This is a genomic window from Sphingobium sp. HDIP04, assembly GCF_000445085.1.
GTDB classification, from domain to species: domain Bacteria; phylum Pseudomonadota; class Alphaproteobacteria; order Sphingomonadales; family Sphingomonadaceae; genus Sphingobium; species Sphingobium indicum.
In genome coordinates, this window is record NZ_ATDO01000078.1 from 18,981 (window position 1) to 37,107 (window position 18,127).

General features: G+C 65.5%; 18 protein-coding genes. 10 read left to right on the forward strand and 8 right to left on the reverse strand.

The window, feature by feature from the left end:
* Window positions 1–17: 17 nt before the first annotated feature.
* From L286_RS33340 to L286_RS33360, 5 genes are all read right to left on the reverse strand, one after another.
* On the reverse strand, window positions 18–1,277 hold the full coding sequence (locus L286_RS33340) for an N-succinylarginine dihydrolase (RefSeq protein ID WP_020820732.1): 1,260 nt from the start codon (window positions 1,275–1,277) through the stop codon (window positions 18–20).
* Window positions 1,274–2,293: an arginine N-succinyltransferase gene (locus L286_RS33345; protein WP_020820733.1), complete on the reverse strand. Its 1,020-nt coding sequence runs from the start codon at window positions 2,291–2,293 to the stop codon at window positions 1,274–1,276. The genes L286_RS33340 and L286_RS33345 overlap by 4 nt, the downstream gene beginning before the upstream one ends.
* Window positions 2,290–3,513, reverse strand: coding sequence for a hydrolase (locus L286_RS33350; RefSeq protein WP_025160738.1), 1,224 nt, complete (start codon window positions 3,511–3,513; stop codon window positions 2,290–2,292). Before L286_RS33350 ends, L286_RS33345 begins: the two co-directional genes overlap by 4 nt.
* A gap of 74 nt (window positions 3,514–3,587) precedes the next feature.
* A complete protein-coding gene (locus L286_RS33355) occupies window positions 3,588–4,487 on the reverse strand; it encodes a DUF481 domain-containing protein (protein WP_020820735.1) in 900 nt (299 codons plus the stop codon).
* Window positions 4,488–4,531: 44 nt separating this feature from the next.
* The gene (locus L286_RS33360; protein ID WP_020820736.1) at window positions 4,532–5,017 is read right to left on the reverse strand and encodes an RNA pyrophosphohydrolase; all 486 of its coding nucleotides are present in this window, start codon (window positions 5,015–5,017) and stop codon (window positions 4,532–4,534) included.
* Between the two features lie 192 nt (window positions 5,018–5,209).
* Here L286_RS33360 and L286_RS33365 point away from each other — a divergent pair, with 192 nt between their 5' ends.
* Together L286_RS33365 and L286_RS33370 are read left to right on the forward strand one after the other, a co-directional pair.
* Complete coding sequence (locus L286_RS33365; protein WP_025160739.1) at window positions 5,210–6,586, forward strand: cryptochrome/photolyase family protein; 1,377 nt, start codon at window positions 5,210–5,212, stop codon at window positions 6,584–6,586.
* A gap of 35 nt (window positions 6,587–6,621) precedes the next feature.
* On the forward strand, window positions 6,622–7,887 hold the full coding sequence (locus L286_RS33370; RefSeq protein ID WP_020820738.1) for an SAM-dependent methyltransferase: 1,266 nt from the start codon (window positions 6,622–6,624) through the stop codon (window positions 7,885–7,887).
* Between the two features lie 163 nt (window positions 7,888–8,050).
* Here L286_RS33370 and L286_RS33375 read toward each other — a convergent pair whose 3' ends face one another.
* Together L286_RS33375 and purF are read right to left on the reverse strand one after the other, a co-directional pair.
* A complete protein-coding gene (locus L286_RS33375) occupies window positions 8,051–8,761 on the reverse strand; it encodes an SDR family NAD(P)-dependent oxidoreductase (RefSeq protein WP_013040077.1) in 711 nt (236 codons plus the stop codon).
* An 81-nt stretch (window positions 8,762–8,842) separates the two neighbouring features.
* Window positions 8,843–10,303 carry an amidophosphoribosyltransferase gene (gene purF / locus L286_RS33380; RefSeq protein ID WP_007685751.1) on the reverse strand — a complete coding sequence of 487 codons (1,461 nt, stop codon included), beginning with the start codon at window positions 10,301–10,303 and terminating at the stop codon, window positions 8,843–8,845.
* A gap of 201 nt (window positions 10,304–10,504) precedes the next feature.
* Here purF and ccmC point away from each other — a divergent pair, with 201 nt between their 5' ends.
* The 8 genes from ccmC to L286_RS33415 all read left to right on the forward strand — a co-directional run bounded on the left by ccmC (window position 10,505) and on the right by L286_RS33415 (window position 17,402).
* On the forward strand, window positions 10,505–11,227 hold the full coding sequence (gene ccmC, locus L286_RS33385; RefSeq protein WP_007685753.1) for a heme ABC transporter permease CcmC: 723 nt from the start codon (window positions 10,505–10,507) through the stop codon (window positions 11,225–11,227).
* 4 nt (window positions 11,228–11,231) lie between these two features.
* The gene (locus L286_RS48950) at window positions 11,232–11,372 is read left to right on the forward strand and encodes a hypothetical protein (RefSeq protein ID WP_020820739.1); all 141 of its coding nucleotides are present in this window, start codon (window positions 11,232–11,234) and stop codon (window positions 11,370–11,372) included.
* On the forward strand, window positions 11,369–11,815 hold the full coding sequence (gene ccmE, locus L286_RS33390; protein WP_020820740.1) for a cytochrome c maturation protein CcmE: 447 nt from the start codon (window positions 11,369–11,371) through the stop codon (window positions 11,813–11,815). Before L286_RS48950 ends, ccmE begins: the two co-directional genes overlap by 4 nt.
* Before the next feature lie 12 nt (window positions 11,816–11,827).
* Window positions 11,828–13,768, forward strand: a complete 1,941-nt coding sequence (locus L286_RS33395; RefSeq protein ID WP_020820741.1) for a heme lyase CcmF/NrfE family subunit — start codon at window positions 11,828–11,830, stop codon at window positions 13,766–13,768.
* A complete protein-coding gene (locus tag L286_RS33400) occupies window positions 13,765–14,292 on the forward strand; it encodes a redoxin family protein (protein ID WP_013040070.1) in 528 nt (175 codons plus the stop codon). The genes L286_RS33395 and L286_RS33400 overlap by 4 nt, the downstream gene beginning before the upstream one ends.
* Window positions 14,289–14,699, forward strand: a complete 411-nt coding sequence (locus L286_RS33405; protein ID WP_021223320.1) for a cytochrome c-type biogenesis protein — start codon at window positions 14,289–14,291, stop codon at window positions 14,697–14,699. The genes L286_RS33400 and L286_RS33405 overlap by 4 nt, the downstream gene beginning before the upstream one ends.
* Window positions 14,696–15,331, forward strand: coding sequence for a tetratricopeptide repeat protein (locus tag L286_RS33410; RefSeq protein WP_020820743.1), 636 nt, complete (start codon window positions 14,696–14,698; stop codon window positions 15,329–15,331). The genes L286_RS33405 and L286_RS33410 overlap by 4 nt, the downstream gene beginning before the upstream one ends.
* 142 nt (window positions 15,332–15,473) lie before the next feature.
* Window positions 15,474–17,402: a potassium transporter Kup gene (locus L286_RS33415; protein WP_020820744.1), complete on the forward strand. Its 1,929-nt coding sequence runs from the start codon at window positions 15,474–15,476 to the stop codon at window positions 17,400–17,402.
* A 54-nt stretch (window positions 17,403–17,456) separates the two neighbouring features.
* Here L286_RS33415 and L286_RS33420 read toward each other — a convergent pair whose 3' ends face one another.
* The gene (locus tag L286_RS33420; protein ID WP_007685769.1) at window positions 17,457–17,921 is read right to left on the reverse strand and encodes an Hsp20 family protein; all 465 of its coding nucleotides are present in this window, start codon (window positions 17,919–17,921) and stop codon (window positions 17,457–17,459) included.
* Window positions 17,922–18,127 lie beyond the last annotated feature (206 nt).

Genomic DNA, 18,127 nt, shown 5'->3' on the forward strand with positions numbered 1-18,127 from the left:
ATCCGGCCTGCCCGCCGTCAGGGAATTAAATCGCCCGAAAGCCGCAGATGGTCAACAAGCGTTAACCATGATTGTTCGATCCGGGCGATCAGACGGGTGTCGGCCAGGTCGTCCGGCGCTATGGCTTCGGGCCAATATTCCCGCACGATGGCGGCAATGCCGTCCAGCTTCGCCTCGTCCACCAGGAAGCGCGGATCGATATTGGCCGGATCGGCCACCACGCGCAGCCGCAGGCAGGCGGGACCGCCGCCATTGGCCATGGACTGGCGCACGTCGACGGGCACCAGCTTCCGGATCGGGCCGTTGCCCGCAACCATCTTTTCCAGCCAGGACCATATGTCGGGCATGTCCCGCGCCTCTGTCGGCAGGACCAGCGCCATAATGCCATCCGGCAAGGTCACGAGTTGCGCGTTGAAAATATAGCTGCGGATCGCGTCGGACAGGCTGATGGCGCTGGCGGGAACCTCGACGATCTCCACCGACGGCAGCCTGGCGCGCAGATCGGCGTAGAAGCGCTCCTTGTCGGCAAAGGCCTGTTCATGGGCGAAAAGCACGCGCTCATTGGCGACGGCGACCACGTCATTGTGGAAGGCGCCTGCTGCGATCGCTTCCTCCGACTGCATGACGAACAGCGTGCGATCCGGGTCAAGCCGGTGCAGTCGGGCGACGGCCTTGCTCGCCTCGACATGCTGGCGGGCGGGGAAGGGGCCGCCCGACTGGCCGTAGACGAACACCTCGACGCCCGCCTCGCCATGATGATCGCACAGGCGCATATGATTGGCCGCGCCCTCATCGCCAAAGGGGGCGGGAATGGGGCCATGCACGGCAAAGGCGGTGCGGTCGGAAAAGGCGAGGCGCAATTGGGCGAGCGTCTGCGGCCATTCATGGCTGCGATGCGGCATGGTGACGAGATTGGCGACCGTCAGATGCGTGCGCCTGTCCGCCGTGTCGGGCGCGGGCGAGACGGTCGCTGCATTGGCCGCCCACATGGAGGAGGCCGACATGGCCGCCGCGCGGATATGCGCCTCCGCATTGCCGACATCGGTGCCGAGCGCCGCCAGCCACGCGCCGTCTGGCCGCCATTGGGGCAGGAACAGCCCCTGCGCCAGTCCAAGGCGCAGGTCGGACCGCATCTTCTCGATCCCCTGCAACGCCGCCGCCCTGGGGTGGGATATGGCGCCCGCATTGCGCGCCGACGCCAGATTGCCCAGGCTGAGGCCCGCATAATTGTGGCTGGGGCCGATCAGGCCGTCGAAATTGATCTCCCTCGCGGTCATGCCCGTTCCGCCATGGTGAATGTCTGTCCCGGCTCCAGCCCCAGCAATTGCGCCGAGGCCCGGTCGAGCGAGACGCCGCCATCCTCCCGCTCGATCGCAAAGGCATAGGTGCAGCGGAAATCGGCGAGCCGCCCGGTGGTCACCAGCATCTTGTCTCCGCCCTTCTCGTGCACGGCGCCCAGCACCGCGTCGGACGCATGGGCGATGGTGCGCAGCGCATCGATCTGCCCCACCATCGTCGGGCCGCCGTCGAATATGTCGACATAGCCGGGATTGGTGAAGCCCTCCGTCTCCAGCATCCGCATGGCTGCCCGGCCATTGGGATGGGGCATGCCGATGACGCTGCGGGCGCTGTCGGTCAGCATGGCGGTGTAGATCGGCGTCTTGGGCATCAGGTCGGCGATGAACTGGTTGCCGTTCACCGCATTGAACTCGTCCGCTTCCTGAAAGCTCATGCCGAAGAAGCGTCCGGCAAGGCCGTCCCAGAAGGGGGAACCGCCCGCCTCGTCGATCACGCCGCGCAGTTCCGCGATAATCCGCTCCCCGAAGCGGGCGCGATGGTTGCGGATGTAGAGATAGCGGCTGCGCGCCAGCAGCAGGCCCAGCCCCTCCGCGCGCTCGCGGGGATGCAGGAACAGGCCGCCGACTTCCGTCGACCCCTCCAGATCGGTGACCAGCGAGAGCATCTCCGCTCGGAAGGTGCGCGAAAGCTCCCGGCTATGCTGGGTGAGAACGCCCAGCCGATAGGAATAGAAGGGCCAGTTTTGCCCGACCTTGCTGAAAATCTGGCAGGTGCCGCGAACCTGACCCGTCTGGGCGTTTTCCAGCACCATGACGATCAGTTCGTCCTCGACCCCTTCGCCTTGCCGGGCCAGCGCCTGCTCCGTCCGCTCCAGCTTGGCGGCCAGCGACTTCCGGTCCGGCGGCAGGTTGGTGAACCCGCCCCCGGTCAGCTTCGCCATTTCATAAAGGGTCTGCAAATCGCCGGCGCGCGCGGTGCGCATGAAGAAACTCACGCCTTCATCCCCTTCGTGAAACGCCCTTCGGCCATGCGGAGCAGCGCCAGGGCCGACAATTGCGCCCGTTCGGCCAGGCTGTCGACGACCAGATATTCCAGATCGCTGTGGATATTGCCGCCGCGCACGCCCATTGTGTCGACCACGGGCACGCCGCAGGCCGCGATGTTGTTGCCGTCGCACACTCCGCCGGTATCCCGCCAGGCGATGGAAAGGCCCAGATCCGCGCCGCATTGCCGCACGAACACGAACAACGCTTCCGCCCGCGCATCCATCGGCTTGGGCGGGCGGCCGAAGCCGCCATGCCGGTGGAGCGTCACCTCATGCTCCTGCGCGACCCGCGCCATGGCGTCCTTCAGCAGTTGGTCCGCCGCCTGCTCGTCGGCGGGGGTCTTCGGGCGGAAATTGACGTGCAGGACGGCGTGATCCGGCACGACATTATTGGGGCCGCCGCCCTCGATCCGCGCGGGATTGCAGGAAAAGCCGCCGCCGCTCGCCGCCTTCAGCCGCAGCGCGAGGTCCGCTGCCGCCAGCAGCGCGTTGCGGCCGTCCTGCGGATTGCGCCCGGCATGCGCGCTCCGTCCGGTGACGATGACGGCGAAATTGCCGCTGCCGGCGCGGGCGCCCGCCAGCGTGCCGTCGGGCAGCGCCGGTTCATAGGTGAAGGCCGCGATCTTGCCCGCCGCGACTTGCCTGAACAGCGCCGCGGAGGAGGGGCTGCCGACCTCCTCATCGCTGTTGATGATGACGTCATAGCCCAGCCGCCTTGCGTCCGGTGCGGTTTCCAGGGCGCGCAGGGCCGCCAGCATGACCGCCAGCCCGCCCTTCATGTCCGCGACGCCCGGTCCGTTCAGCGTTGCCGGATCGATCCATCGCAGCGCCTGAAAGCCGTGGTCGGCCGGGAAGACCGTATCCATATGGCCGGTGAGCAGGATCTGCACCGGAGCCTCCGGCCTGACCGATAGGCGCAGGTGGCTGCCATGCGCGACCATTGCCAGACGCCCGTCCGGCCGGACCGTCTCGACCGGCGCGGGATCGACAAGGGACATCGCGCCCGGCAGGCCGGCAAAGGCGTCCGCAAGCATGGCGGCCATGGCGGCAAGACCGGGAAGATTGCGCGACCCGCTGTTCACCGCCGCCCATTTTTCAGTCTGGGCGAGCATGGGCGCGTCTGCGGCGCTTTCCATGACGCTCCGTTCGAACGACGAAATGCCTCTCATTCTGGCGACCCTATCAGAGCGGAAGGCGCGCCTCCACCCCCGGCTCCTAAAGTCGCCATTTATGAGTTTACGGCCTAGAAATCATAGGTGAGGGTCAGCCGGCTCATCGTGTCGGAGTCGCGTGCCGACAGCAGCGTTTCCGATTCATACTGCACATTGTAGGAAAAGGCCGCCGACCAGCGCGTCCCCACCTTCGTCACCAGCGAGGTCAACGAATTCAGCGTATAGACGTCGCTTTCCGCATAGCCGGAGGCGGTTTGCCTGAAGGTCAGCGCGGGGGTCAGTCGCCAGGCTAGGTCCATGGACGCGCGGGCGCCCAATTTGGTCTCCTTCTCGCCGGTCACATATTCGGCATGGCGGATCGAAGGACCGGCATCCAGCGAGAGGTCGACCGGATCGCTGACGATCAGCTTGTAACCGATGCCGGCCGAGGCGGTGTAGCGCGCGTCATAGCCGATCGACGTATCCCGCTCGAACTGCGTCAGCCCATAGGCGAAGCCCCTGGGATCGAATTCGTAGCGCGGCTCATAGCTGGCGGTGTAGCGCTCGCGCGAGGTCACGCCGTTGGCGCGCCGGTAATCGACGCTGGCGGCCAGCTTGTGCGACCATTGGATGCCGCTGCGCTTGACCGCGGCGCTGGCGCTGATGCCGATTTCGCTGGTCGAGCCGGTGGAGCGGAACCCGCCGGCTTCGATCTTGCCGGTCCACAATTCCGTGAAGCGCGCTTCGCGGATCACGGTTTCCCGCGTGGTCCTGGTCCGTTCCTTCCAACTGTTGACCATGCGCTGGATTTCATCGGCGGACCCGGGATTGGTCTGCTTGGCGATCTTGGCGACGGTCGCGATCTCGGTCTCATTGCCGTTGGCGATGGCCGCTTCCAGCATTTCGCGCACCGATGGCGGCAGGAGCACGGGATAATCGGCAAGCGCCGGGGTGGAGAGGAAGAAGGAAACAAGGGCCAGCCAGTAACGCATGCGCCTTCTCATACCGGCATGGCGGTCGATTTTAACCCTTGTTTTCAGATCAAATCCCTGAATTCCTGGAGAATATCCCGATACAGCTTGCGCTTGAACGGCACGATCAGGTCAGGCAGGCTCTCCGGATCGGTCCATTTCCATTCGCGGAATTCCGGGTGCGTGGTCTGGATGTCGATGTCCTCGTCCGCCCCCAGAAAGCGCGCGAGGAACCAATATTGCCGCTGCCCGCGATATTTGCCGCCCCACAGCTTGCCGATCAGTTCCGGCGGCAGGTCGTAGAAATGCTCTTCCCGCGCCTTGGCGATGATCTCCACATGCTCGCGAACGATGCCGGTTTCCTCGTTCAGTTCGCGCAGGGCGGCGGCCTTCATGTCTTCGCCGTCGTCGATGCCCCCCTGCGGCATCTGCCAGGCTTCGACCGCATTGTCGATCCGCTGGCCGACGAAAACCTTGCCCTCCATGTTGACGAGCATGATGCCCACGCATGGCCGGTAGGCGAGTTCTGAATCATTCGGCATCGACGCCATCACAGTCCCTGGTCGTTAATCCCGACAAGCCGACCGGAGGCTACCGGCTCGTCGCTTTGTGCAGTGCAAGAATAAGCGGCGCGAAGCCGCGCGTCCATGGCGGAAAAATCCGGACGCGGCGATTTGTGCTCCGCATCGCTTCAAATGGGCGGGGACTTGGAACATCGGTCGGCCCATGGCATGCCCCGTCGCATGTCGGACCCCGTACTCCTCTGGTTTCGCCAGGATCTGCGCCTTGCCGATCAGGCTGCGCTGGCCGCCGCCGTGCAGGAAGGGCCGGTGATCCCCGTCTATGTGCTGGACGATCAGGCGCCTCGCCAATGGAAGATGGGCGGGGCCTCGCGCTGGTGGCTGCACCACAGCCTCAGGAGCCTGGACGACGATCTTCGGAAGAAGGGATCGCGCCTGGTGCTGAGGCAGGGAAACTGCGTCGACCAGATCGTCCAGATCGCCGAGGAAACGGGCGCGAGGCGCGTTCACGCGCTGCATCATTACGAACCCTGGTGGCGCAATGCAGAAAAGGCGCTTGGCAAGAGGCTGGACCTTTGCCTGCATGACGGCGCGTTGCTGCTGCCGCCCGGCGCGGTGCGGACGGGCGGAGGAAACAGCTATAGGATCTACACGCCCTTCGCCCGCGCCGTTATGGATCATATGCCGCCGGCCGAGCCGGTCCGCGCGCCTTCGCGCATCGACGCGCCGGGGCAATGGCCGAAGGGCGATTCGCTGGATCGATGGGGGCTTTTGCCCACCGCGCCGGATTGGGCGGCGGCCTTTTCCCGCGACTGGACTCCGGGGGAAGCGGGGGCGCGGGCCAACGTCGCCGCCTTTCTGGACGAGGCGGCCGACTATGACAGGGCCAGGAACCTGCCGTCGCGGGAGGGAAGCTCTCGCCTGTCGCCGCACCTTCATTTCGGGGAGGTTTCCCCGGCCCAGGTCTGGCGCCAGGTCGCCGGAGCGCCCGGCAACGCGACGACCTTCCTCAAGGAACTGATCTGGCGCGACTATGCCCATACGCAGATATGGGCCATGCCTGCCTATGGATCGGAAAATGCGCGGCCGGCCTTCGATGCCATGCCCTGGCGCGACCTTTGCGAGGCAGGGGGCGATTTCACGGCGTGGAAGACCGGGCGCACGGGCTATCCCATCGTCGATGCCGGCATGCGGCAGCTTTGGACGACGGGCTGGATGCACAATCGGGTTCGCATGATCGCGGCCAGCTTCCTGATCAAGCATCTGCTGATCGATTGGCGGCATGGGGCGCGCTGGTTCTGGGATACGCTGGTCGATGCGAGCTACGCCAATAACAGCGTCAACTGGCAATGGGTCGCGGGCAGCGGCGTGGATGCCAATATCTTCTCGCGGATCATGGCGCCCCTGACCCAGTCGGAAAAGTTCGAGGCTGCCCACTATATCCGGAAATGGGTACCGGAACTGGCGCATCTGAACGACGACGTCATCCACGACCCCGAAGCGCACGACGCGCGCCCGGCCGATTATCCGGCCAAGTGCATCGGCCATCGGGAAGGTCGGGAACGGGCTCTCGCCGCGTGGCGCCGGATCAAGCCATGATTGCGGCGCGATAAACCATCGGGCAGGATGACGGCATGAACGTCATTGAACCCCGTCGCGGCCGGGCGGCAGTGCCGGTCAGGCGGCCGCTGGATCGCCCCAATCGCGGCTGGCCGGATCGCGTCGCCGCCCGGCAGTTCCATATATTGCTCGACCGCATCGACCTGGGACTGGAGCGAGGGTCTTTGCTCGCCATCCTGCCGGATGGCGGGCGCCGCTTGCTGGGCGGTCGGGCGGCGGGGCCGGAATGCGAGGTTCATCTGCTGCGCTGGCGGGCGCTGCTTCGGTTGATCGCGGGGGGATCGGCGGGCTGGTATCGGGCCTGGGCGCGAGGGGAGTGGACCAGTCCCGATCCGGTTCCGCTGTTCGCCCTCTTCATGGCCAATGCCGTCAGCCTGGGCAATGTCGCCCGGCCGCACGGCCCGACGCGCTGGATCGGCCGGGCGATCCATTGGGCGCGCCGCAACAGCCGCAGCGGTTCGCGGCGCAACATCGCCTATCATTACGATCTGGGAAATGATTTCTATCAGCTATGGCTCGACAAGGGCATGCATTATTCCAGCGGCCTGTTCCGTGACCCCGACGACCGGATCGAAAGCCTGGAGCGGGCGCAGCAGCGGAAGGTCGACGCCATTCTCGACCGGCTCGACCTTGGCGAGGGCGATTCGCTGCTGGAGATCGGCTGCGGCTGGGGCGGATTGGCCGAACAGGCGATGGCCCGCCGCCCGATACGCTATGACGGGCTGACCCTCTCGGTCGAGCAGGCGCATTACGCCCGTGACCGGCTGGGATCGGGCGCGAACATAATCCTGCAGGATTATCGCGACGCCCAGGGGCAATATGACGCCATCGCCAGCGTGGAGATGGTGGAGGCGGTGGGAGAACGCTACTGGCCGGCCTATGTCGAGGCGATCGAGCGCCTGCTCAAACCGGGCGGGCGGGCGGCGATCCAATATATATTGATCGATGACGCCATCTTCGAAGGCTATGCCCAGGGGACGGATTTCATCCAGACCTATATCTTCCCCGGCGGCATGCTGATTTCGGAAAGCCGCTTTCGGGCGCTAGCCGAAGCGAGGAGCCTGGAATGGCGCGATGTGCGCCGCTTTGGCCTGCACTATGCCGAAACGCTGCGGCGTTGGCGGGAGCGCTTCGACCGGGTGGTCGACAAAGGATTGCTGCCAGCCGGTTTCGATCAGCATTTCGTTGATCTCTGGCGCTATTATCTGATGTATTGCGAAGGCGGGTTTCGCGGCGGCACGATTGATGTGGCGCAGGTTACGCTGGTGAAGCCGGCTTAGCGCAGGAGGAATTCGGTTTGGCCACTCCCCATTTCGTCACCCCGGGCTTGACCCGGGGTCCCGCTTTTCTTGTAAACCAGCGCCTGGCCAAGGCAGCGGGACCCCGGATCAAGTCCGGGGTGACGGGAACTGGCCAACTCCAGTCTTGTCCAAGGTTTGGCTTCTAATCGATCCGCGCTCGGTATCCGTCAGGCGTGTCGGCAATCACCAGATCGAGGATCGCCCGGCCCACGACAGCCGGCTCCTTGAGCGTCGCCGGGTCTTCCCCCGGAAAGGCCCGCGCGCGCATGGCGGTGCGCGTCGCGCCGGGATCGACGATATGGGTGCGGATGGCGGAGATGTTCTTCACTTCCTCGCCATAGGCGCCGACCAGCGTTTCCAGCGCCGCCTTGGAAGCGCCATAAGCGCCCCAATAAGCCCGCGGCTGCGCGCCGACCGAGGAGGTGATCGCCACCACCCGCGCATCGCCGCTCGCCCGCAGCATGCCGTCGAACGCGGCGATCAGAGCCTGCGGCGCGGCCACGTTGAGCGTCAACAATCGGGCGAATTCCTTGGCGTCGATGGCCGGAACCGAGGCCAGGCTGCCCAGCGTCGCCGCGTTCAGCACCAATATGTCCAGCGCCTGCCAGCGGCCCGAAATGGCATGGGCCAGCCGCCCGATGCTTTCGCCGTCGATCAGGTCCAGCGGCGCGATGGTCGCATGGCCGCCAGCCTCATGAATGCGATCCTCCACCTCTTCCAGCCCGCCGGTGGTGCGGGCGGTCAGGATGACATGGGCGCCGGCGGCCGCCAGCGCTTCCGCCGTGGCGGCGCCGATGCCGCGGCTCGCTCCGGTGACGAGGGCGAGTTTACCGGAAAGAGGTTCAGTCGACATGAATATCCCTCATGGGGTCAGGAAGGAACGAGCCCGAGGCCGCAAGGCGTCGGGCCGTCCGACCGGCAACAGGAAAGGCGTTCAGACCACCCGCTCGGCCAGCAGTTCGAGCTGGTTCTGCACCACCGCTTCGTCCTGGTCGGTCAGCGTGGTGGGGTAGTCGCCGGTGAAGCAGGCGTCGCAATATTGCGGCCGGATGTCGGCCCGCTTCGCCTCTCCCAACGCCTTGTACAGGCCGTCGATGGAGATGAAGGACAGGCTGTCGGCATGGATGAAGTCCTGCATCCCGCCAATGTCCAGCCGATGCGCCAGCAGCTTGGTCCGTTCCGGCGTGTCGACGCCGTAGAAGCAGCTATGCCGGGTCGGCGGGCTGGCGATGCGCATATGCACTTCCTTGGCGCCCGCTTCGCGCATCATCTGCACGATCTTCAGGCTGGTGGTGCCGCGCACGATGGAATCGTCGATCAGGACGATGCGCTTGCCCTCGATCAGGGCGCGATTGGCGTTATGCTTCAGCTTCACCCCCAGATGGCGGACCTTGTCGCCCGGCTGGATGAAGGTGCGGCCGATATAGTGCGAGCGGATGATGCCCAGTTCGAAGGGAATGCCCGATTGCTGGGCATAGCCGATGGCTGCCGGAACGCCGCTGTCGGGCACGGGAATGACGAAGTCCGCCTCGACCGGGTTTTCGATGGCGAGTTGCGCGCCGATGGCCTTGCGCACCGAATAGACGCTGGAGCCGTCGACCACCGAATCGGGGCGGCTGAAATAGACATGTTCGAAGATGCAGGGGCGGGCGTGCGTCTCGCCGAAGGGGCGGTGGCTGCGCACTTCGCCGTCATGGGTGACGATGACCAGTTCGCCCGGCTCGATCGAGCGGACATGTTCCGCGCCGACCACGTCGAAGGCGACGGTTTCCGACGCGAAGATGATCGAATCGCCCAGCTTGCCCATCACCAGCGGCCGGATGCCCAGCGGATCGCGGCAGGCGACCATGCCTTCGGGCGTCATGACGATCAGCGAATAGGCGCCCTCGACCTGCTTCAGCGCGTCGATGAACTTGTCGAGCAGGGTGCGGTAGGTGGACGTGGCGACCAGGTGGATGATGACTTCGGTGTCGGACGTCGACTGGAAGATGGAACCGCGGCGGATCAGTTCCCGGCGCAGCTTCATCGCGTTGGAGATGTTGCCGTTATGCGCGACGGCGAAACCGCCCGAACTCAGTTCCGCATAAAGCGGCTGGACATTGCGCAGCGATGTCTCGCCCGTGGTGGAATAGCGGACATGGCCGCAGGCGGCGGTGCCGGGAAGGCCCCGAATCACCTCGTCGCGGTCGAAATTCCCGGCCACATGCCCCATCGCCCGGTGGGTGTGGAAGTCATGGCCGTCCCAACTGGTGATGCCCGCGGCTTCCTGGCCGCGATGCTGGAGCGCGTGAAGGCCAAGGGCCACCATGGCGGAGGCGGTTTCAGCGTTGAAGACGCCGAAAATGCCGCATTCCTCACGCAGTTTGTCGTCGTCGAACGGGTTGGTCGTAAACATGGGTTTTTGAGGGTCCACTGCCGATCCTGTCCGCACCCAACGGGGCGGCTTTCGCGCGCATATAGTGCCTCGGGGAAGATTTGTCGCCTGCCCGTCACAAAAAAGGGGACATGGCGCTGACCGGCCGCTGTTTTCCGGCGACCAAATTGGGAAAAAGGCCTACTGGCCTTGAGCCATTGGGAAGGCTAATAGCCTCTTCTCATGCATCGTTTCGCCAATCCCGCACGCTTCCTCAAATTTGCCCGGCCGTTGACCGCCTGGTTGTTCTGGCCGGGGTTGATCCTGCTGCTCGCCGGCGCGGGCTGCGGCCTGTTCGTGACGCCGGCGGATTATCTTCAGGGCGATACGGTGCGCATCCTCTACATCCACGTGCCCGCCGCATGGCTGGGCATGGGGGGATGGACCGGCATCGCCGTGGCCGCCCTCATGCAGCTTGTCTGGCGCCATCCGCTGGCCGCCGTCGCGGGACGGGCCGTCGCCATGCCGGGCGCTTTCTTCACGGCGATCTGCCTCATCACCGGATCGATCTGGGGACGCCCGACCTGGGGAACCTGGTGGGAATGGGACGGGCGCATGACATCCATGCTGGTCCTGTTCTTCCTCTATCTAGGCTACATCGCGCTCGCCAATGCCAGCGCGCGGCAGGGTAATGGCGGGGTCAGCCCCGTGACCGCCATTTTCGGGCTGGTCGGCGCGATCAACATCCCGATCATCAACCGCTCCGTCCTGTGGTGGAACAGCCTGCATCAGGGGCCCAGCATCACGCTGCGCGGGTCGAGCATCGATGCGGCGCTGCTTTGGCCGCTGGGTTTCACGCTGGTCGGATTTACCTTGCTTTTCGCCGCGATCGTGCTGATGCGCATGCGCGCCATATTGGCGCGGAACAGGATCGAAGCGCGCATGCAAAGGCTGGCGCGGGGGTGAGGACATGAACCAGTGGGCTTTCGTCATCGGCGCCTATGCGCTGACCTTCCTGGGCACCGGCCTCATCAGCCTGTTCAGTTGGCGCGCGATGCGCAGCGCTGAAAGCAGGGCATCGGCGGACGCGATATCGGCGGATCGGGCATGAAGGCGAAGCATCAAAGGCTGATCCTGGCCGTGGCGGCCCTGGCCGCGCTGATCGGCGCGGGATTGCTGGCCGCGTCCGCGCTCAAGGACGAGGCGGCTTATTTCTATGCGCCCAATGACGTGAAGACCAAGGGCGTCGAGCCGGGCAAGGCGATCCGGCTGGGCGGCATGGTGGTCAAGGGCAGCCTGAAGCGCGCCGGCGACGGCGTCACGGTCCGGTTCGACGTCACCGACGGCAAGGCGACCGTTCCGGCGAACTTCAAGGGCATCACGCCCGACCTGTTCCGCGAAGGCTCCGGCGTCGTCGCGGAGGGGGCCTTCGACGCCGCGGGCACCTTCCAGGCGACCAATTTGCTGGCCAAGCATGACGAGCGCTACATGCCGCGCGAGTTGGAGGGCATGCAATATGACGAGAAAAGCCACAAGATGAAGGCCGATCGGTGAAGCGGGGCGTGCATGATCGCTGAAGCGGGCTTGGCCGCATTATGGCTCGCCGCGTCGCTGGCGTTGCTTCAATTGGCCTTGGCGGCGATTGGGCTGGCGGGGGGCAAGAGCGAACTGCTCGGCGCCGTGCGGCCTGTCGCGGTGGCGCAAGGGGTGCTGACGGCGCTGGCCTTCGCGCTGCTGATCGCGCTGTTCCTGCGATCCGACATGTCGGTCCTGCTGGTCGCCGCCAACAGCCACTCCATGAAGCCCTGGCTCTACAAATTCGCCGGAACCTGGGGCAATCATGAGGGGTCGATGTTGCTTTGGGTCACCGTCATGGGCGTGGCGGGGGCCGCCGTCGCCCTGTTCGAAAGGGCCTTGCGGCGCGAGACGCATATGGCGACCCTTGGGGGGCAGGCGGCGATCAGCCTCGGCTTCTATGCCTTCCTGCTTTTCGCCTCCAACCCCTTTGCGCGGATCGATCCTCCGGCAGCGGACGGGCAGGGGCTTAACCCGCTGTTGCAGGATCCCGGTCTCGCCTTCCATCCGCCGACGCTTTACCTCGGCTATGTCGGCCTGTCCGTCGCCTTTTCCTTTGCCGTGGGCGCGCTGCTGACCCGGCAGGTCGACGCGGCCTTTGCCCGCGCCATGCGGCCCTGGGTATTGGGGGCGTGGATATTGCTGACGCTCGGCATCACGGCGGGCAGCTATTGGGCCTATTATGAACTGGGCTGGGGCGGCTGGTGGTTCTGGGATCCGGTGGAAAACGCCTCGCTCATGCCCTGGCTGGCGGCGACGGCGCTGCTGCACAGCGTGACGGTGCTGGCGACCCGCGACGCCCTGCGCGCCTGGACGGTGATGCTGGCGGTGGTCGCCTTCTCCATGTCGATGGTCGGCACTTTCCTCGTCCGGTCGGGCATCCTGACCAGCGTCCACGCCTTTGCCGTCGATCCGGAGCGAGGAACCTTCATCCTGGCGCTGCTCGGCATCTATATCGGCGGGGCGCTGGCGCTGTTCGGCTGGCGGGTGGGCGCGGTCCGCGAAGGCGCGCCGTTCGAACTGGTCAGCCGGGAAACCATGCTGGTCGTCAACAACCTGCTGCTGTCCGTGATATTGGGCCTGGTGCTGATCGGCACGCTCTATCCGCTGTTGACAGAAGCGTTCGGGCACAAGGTGTCGGTAGGCGCCCCTTATTTCGACCGCATCGCCGGACCCATTGCGCTGGCATTGATGATCGTCATGGTCCTGGGGCCGCTCACCCGTTGGCGGCGCGACCGGATGCGGGAGGTGGCCAGGCGCGTGGCTGTCCCGGCGGTCGTGGCGGGATTGGTCTTTCTTGCCCTGGCGGCACTGGCCTGGGGACGGATCGGCATATCGCCCTTCCTTGGGCTGGTGATCGCTCTGGCGGTCGCGGTGGGGAGCGTGGCGCCCCTCTGGAAGCGCAACCTGCGCCGGACGCCCCTCTTCACCTGGGGCATGGTGATCGCCCATCTGGGCTGCGCGGTCAGCCTGGCGGGCATGGCCTGCGATTCGGCCTTCACGGTGGAGAAGCTGGTGGCCGCCCGCCCCGGCGACACGGTGGAGACGGCGGGCTGGACGCTTCGGTTCAAGCAGATCCTGCCGATGGCGGGCGATAACTGGACCGCGCTCCAGGCCGACATGGAAGCCAGCCGGGATGGCGGCGAGCCGGTCCTGATCCATCCGCAGTCGCGCTTCTTTGCTTCTCCGCCGACCACGACGACGGAGGCCGCCCTGCTGACGCGCTGGAATGGTCAGCTTTACGTGGTGCTGGGGCAGGAAGCGGATGAAGGCCGATGGCAACTCCGCATCTGGTGGAAGCCCTTTGTGACGCTGATCTGGCTGGGCGGTTTCCTGATCGCCCTGGGCGGCGCGTTGGCGCTGGTCGGGCGCGAACGGCGCGGATGGCTGCTCAAATGGCGGGCGCGCAGGGCCTTGGAGGCCGCTGCATGAGGAAGATGCTGATCTGGCTGCCTTTGGCGCTGTTCCTCGGCTTTTTCGGGCTGTTCGCGAGCGGGCTGCTGCGCCCGGACGACCGGATCATCAGTTCGAAGCTGGTCGGCAAGCCGCTGCCCGCCTTCGCCCTGCCCGCCGCCGCGAGCGACCGGCCGCCGCTGGCAAGCTCGCAACTGGCGACCGGCAAGCCGCGCCTGCTCAACATCTTCGCAAGCTGGTGCGTGCCCTGCGCGGCGGAGGCGCCGCAATTGCTGGCGCTCAAGCAGGCCGGGGTGGAGATCGACGCCATCGCCATCCGCGATGCCCGGCCCGACGTCGACGCCTTCCTCCAGCGATACGGCAATCCCTATTCCCGCATCGGCCTGGATGCGCGGAGCGAGGTGCAGATCGCCATGGGTTCTTCGGGCGTGCCGGAAAGCTTCATCATCGATGGAAAGGGCCGCATCGCCTATCAGCATGTGGGCGACATTCGCGAGGATGACGTGCCGATGATCCTCGACCGGCTGAGGAAAGCGCAATGAGGATGTTGGTCGCCCTGCTGGCGCTGGCGCTGGGCGCGCCCGTCCTCGCCCAATCCGCTTTGCCGCCTGCGCCCTATGCCGACCGCCAGATAGCGGACCCGGCGCTGGAGAAGAAGGCGCGCGCGCTGATGGAAACGATCCGCTGCCTCACCTGCCAGAGCCAGTCGATCGCCGACAGCAATGCCAGCATGGCCGGCGACATGCGATCCCAGATTCGCGAGCGCATCATGGCCGGGGAGGAGCCTGAGCATATCCGCGCCTGGCTGATCGAGCGCTATGGCGATTGGGTCAGCTATGAACCGACCGCCGAACCGATCCTCTGGCCGCTCTGGGCCGCGCCGCTGATCCTGCTGGGGTTGGGCCTGCTGCTGCTGCGCGGACGGATCAAGCGGAGGAGGCGGGCATGACCGGCTGGATCATCGCCGGCGGCTTGCTGGTCCTGGTGAGCATGGCGCTTGTCCTTGTCGGCCGGGTGCCGAGGTCGGCCTGGGAAATCACCGCCGCCGCGCTGTTGCTGGGCCTGGCCGGCTATGCCTGGCAGGGGCGACCCGGACTGGCCGGCTCGCCCCGGCAAGCTGCGGACAAGGGCGGCGCGGCGTTCGACGAGAAACTGGCCGAACAGCGCCGGGGCCTTGCCGAACGCTATGGCCAGGCGGGCCAGTGGCTGATGCTGTCGGACGGCCTGGGCCGACAGGGGAAGACGAAGGAGGCGGCGAACGTCCTGCTTTCAGGCCTTCGCGAGACGCCCGACGATCCCAATCTGTGGCTCGGCTTCGGCAATGCGCTGGTCGCGCATGCGGGCGGCGTTTTGTCTCCCGCCGCCGATTTCGCCTATCGCCGGTCGATGGCCATCGATCCCGAAGGCCCGGCGCCGCGCTATTTCTACGGGCTGGCGCTCGCCCGCGCGGGGCAGCTCAAGGAGGCCCGCGCCCTCTGGGCGCCGTTGGCGGCCAGCGCCCCCGAAGGAAGCGAGGTCAAGAAGGAACTCGAAGCCAATATTGCGCGTATCGACGCCATGCTCGGGTCCGAAGGCCGATAGACGGTCGAAGCCGCAGCGGCATCATTGCCACCACCCGGGAGCCGTGATAGGGCGCGGCGGTTTGCGGGGGCTTATGGAATGACAAGACGGGCCGCTTCCCCGTTCGGGTGTCCAAAGATCATGACAATTCGGCATTTTCTTCATGGCTGACGAGATCACCGGCGGCGCCGCGCGCGCCGATGACGAAGGAGTCCATGATCACGGCCATGCCGGACAGAAGGCGACGGTGAAGCTGGTCGTCGGCGCGATCGGCATCGTCTTCGGCGACATCGGCACCAGCCCGCTCTACGCGTTCCGCGAAACCTTCGCCGGGCATCACCATCTGGAACTCGACCCCGACCATATATTGGGCGTCATCAGCCTGATGTTCTGGTCGATGATGCTGGTGGTGACGCTGAAATATGTCACCGTCATCATGCGCGCCGACAACAAGGGGGAGGGGGGCAGCCTGGCCCTGCTCGCCCTGATCAACGGCCAGACCAAGACGCAGCGATGGTCGCGCGGCATCGTCCTGCTCGGCGTGTTCGCGACGTCCCTTTTCTACGGCGACTCGATGATCACGCCCGCCGTTTCGGTGCTGTCGGCGGTCGAGGGGCTAGCCGTCTACAACAGCAGCCTTGCACCCCTGATCCTGCCGGCGGCGGTCCTCATCCTGCTCGGCCTGTTCTGGATACAGGGATTGGGGACGAACCGGGTCGCGTCGCTGTTCGGCCCGATCATGCTGTTCTATTTCCTGACCATCGCTGTTCTGGGCATCATCAGCATCGTCAAGACGCCGGGCATCCTGCACGCCTTCAACCCCTATTGGGCGGTCATGTTCTTCGTCACCGACCCGCTGCCCGCCTTCCTCGCCCTGGGCGCGGTGGTGCTGGCGGTGACGGGCGCGGAGGCGCTCTATGCCGATATGGGGCATTTCGGGCGCAGTCCGATCCGCGTGTCCTGGCTGGCCTTCGTTCTTCCCGCGTTGATGATGAACTATATGGGGCAGGGCGCTCTGCTGTTTCGGGAGGGCGCCGCCGCCCTTCACAGCCCCTTTTACTATCTGGCGCCGCCATGGGCGCAATTGCCGCTGGTGGGCCTGGCGACGCTGGCCGCGATCATCGCCAGCCAGGCGGTGATCTCCGGCGCTTTTTCCGTCACGCAACAGGCGATCCAGCTCGGTTTCATGCCCCGCCTGCGGATCGCGCATACCAGCGCGTCGACGGCCGGCCAGATCTACATCCCCCTCATCAACTGGGGGCTGATGGTCATGGTGATCCTGCTGGTGCTGGTGTTCCAGACATCCTCGAACCTCACCGCCGCCTATGGCATCGCCGTCACCGGCGCGATGTTCATCGACAATGTGCTGCTGACGGTGCTGCTCTACCGGCTGTGGAAATGGCGCTGGTATTATTCGGCGCCGCTGCTGTCGGTGCTGTTCCTGGTGGACGGCGCCTATCTGGCCGCCAATTTCACGAAGGTGCCCGACGGCGGCTGGTTCCCGCTGCTGATCGGTTTCGTGATCTTCACGCTCCTCACCACCTGGTCGCGCGGGCGCCGGCTGGTTCAGGACCGGCTGCGCGAAGCGGCTATGCCGATTCCCGTCTTCGTCGCCTCTGCCGCGAACAGCGCGGTCCGCGTGCCCGGCACGGCGGTCTTCATGACCTCCACTCCCGATGGCGTTCCCCATGCGCTGCTGCATAATCTCAAGCACAACAAGGTGCTGCATGAGCGCGTCATCCTGTTGACCGTCAAGATCAAGGACGTTCCCGTGGTGGAAGATGACGGGCGTTGCAAGCTGGAGGATCTGGGCCGCGGATTCTTCCGGCTCGTCCTGCAATATGGCTTCATGCAGGAGCCGGACGTTCCCGCCGCGCTCAAGAACGTCACCGGCTGCGGTCAGGCGTTCAGGATGATGGACACCAGCTTCTTCCTTGCCCGGCAGACGCTGCTGCCGTCGGCCAAGCCGGGGATGCCGCTGTGGCGCGAGAAGATTTTTGCCTGGATGCTGCGCAACGCGGAAAGCGCGATGGAATTCTTCCGGCTGCCGACCAACCGCGTGGTCGAACTGGGCAGCCAGGTCGAGATCTGACCCACGAAAAAAGGCGCGGCAGAACTGCCGCGCCCCATTTTCGATGCAAGCGGATCAGGCCGCGTCGCGATCGGCATTGATCTCGACGAGCTGACCGCCGTTGATCGCGATCTTCTTCGGCTTCATCGCCTCCGGAACCTCGCGCACCAGTTCGATCGTCAGCAGGCCGTCAGCCAGGTCGGCCTTTTCGACCCGCACGAAATCGGCGAGTTCGAAACGGCGTTCGAAGCTGCGGTTGGCGATGCCGACATGCAGGAAGCGAGAGCGGTCGCCGCCCTGCGATTCTTCCTTGCGCCCGGTGACCTGGAGCAGGTTCTGCTGGGCCGTGATGTCGATCTCGTCCGTGCGGAAGCCCGCGACGGCCAGGGTAACGCGATAGCGATCTTCGGAAATCCGTTCGATGTTGAACGGAGGGTAATTGTCGCCTTGCTGCAACCGGGCGTTGTTTTCGATCAGGTCGAACAGACGGTCGAAGCCCACGGTGGAGCGGCGATAGGGGGTAAGGTCAAAACCACGCATTGTCATAATCTCCCAAAGAGCAAAATGAACATGCCGGACCCGAAACAAGGCATCCGGCGGTACCATGTCCAACCCCATCTGGCGGCTGGACGGGTTTGATATGGTTCGATGGAGGAGGGTTTCAAGTGGTCTGCCGACGGGATTTTCGATGTGCGGGGAAGGCCATGCGAAGCCGCGTTCATCCGCTTTGGAACGTCCCGACGGAT

Coding starts and splice junctions, on each gene's coding strand:
- L286_RS33340 (WP_020820732.1), bottom strand. CDS start 1,277: ATGACCGCGAGGGAGATCAATTTCGACGGCCTGATCGGCCCCAGCCAC.
- L286_RS33350 (WP_025160738.1), bottom strand. CDS start 3,513: ATGAGAGGCATTTCGTCGTTCGAACGGAGCGTCATGGAAAGCGCCGCA.
- L286_RS33355 (WP_020820735.1), bottom strand. CDS start 4,487: ATGCGTTACTGGCTGGCCCTTGTTTCCTTCTTCCTCTCCACCCCGGCG.
- L286_RS33360 (WP_020820736.1), bottom strand. CDS start 5,017: ATGGCGTCGATGCCGAATGATTCAGAACTCGCCTACCGGCCATGCGTG.
- L286_RS33365 (WP_025160739.1), top strand. CDS start 5,210: ATGTCGGACCCCGTACTCCTCTGGTTTCGCCAGGATCTGCGCCTTGCC.
- L286_RS33370 (WP_020820738.1), top strand. CDS start 6,622: ATGAACGTCATTGAACCCCGTCGCGGCCGGGCGGCAGTGCCGGTCAGG.
- L286_RS33375 (WP_013040077.1), bottom strand. CDS start 8,761: ATGTCGACTGAACCTCTTTCCGGTAAACTCGCCCTCGTCACCGGAGCG.
- purF (WP_007685751.1), bottom strand. CDS start 10,303: ATGTTTACGACCAACCCGTTCGACGACGACAAACTGCGTGAGGAATGC.
- ccmC (WP_007685753.1), top strand. CDS start 10,505: ATGCATCGTTTCGCCAATCCCGCACGCTTCCTCAAATTTGCCCGGCCG.
- L286_RS48950 (WP_020820739.1), top strand. CDS start 11,232: ATGAACCAGTGGGCTTTCGTCATCGGCGCCTATGCGCTGACCTTCCTG.
- ccmE (WP_020820740.1), top strand. CDS start 11,369: ATGAAGGCGAAGCATCAAAGGCTGATCCTGGCCGTGGCGGCCCTGGCC.
- L286_RS33395 (WP_020820741.1), top strand. CDS start 11,828: ATGATCGCTGAAGCGGGCTTGGCCGCATTATGGCTCGCCGCGTCGCTG.
- L286_RS33400 (WP_013040070.1), top strand. CDS start 13,765: ATGAGGAAGATGCTGATCTGGCTGCCTTTGGCGCTGTTCCTCGGCTTT.
- L286_RS33405 (WP_021223320.1), top strand. CDS start 14,289: ATGAGGATGTTGGTCGCCCTGCTGGCGCTGGCGCTGGGCGCGCCCGTC.
- L286_RS33410 (WP_020820743.1), top strand. CDS start 14,696: ATGACCGGCTGGATCATCGCCGGCGGCTTGCTGGTCCTGGTGAGCATG.
- L286_RS33415 (WP_020820744.1), top strand. CDS start 15,474: ATGGCTGACGAGATCACCGGCGGCGCCGCGCGCGCCGATGACGAAGGA.
- L286_RS33420 (WP_007685769.1), bottom strand. CDS start 17,921: ATGCGTGGTTTTGACCTTACCCCCTATCGCCGCTCCACCGTGGGCTTC.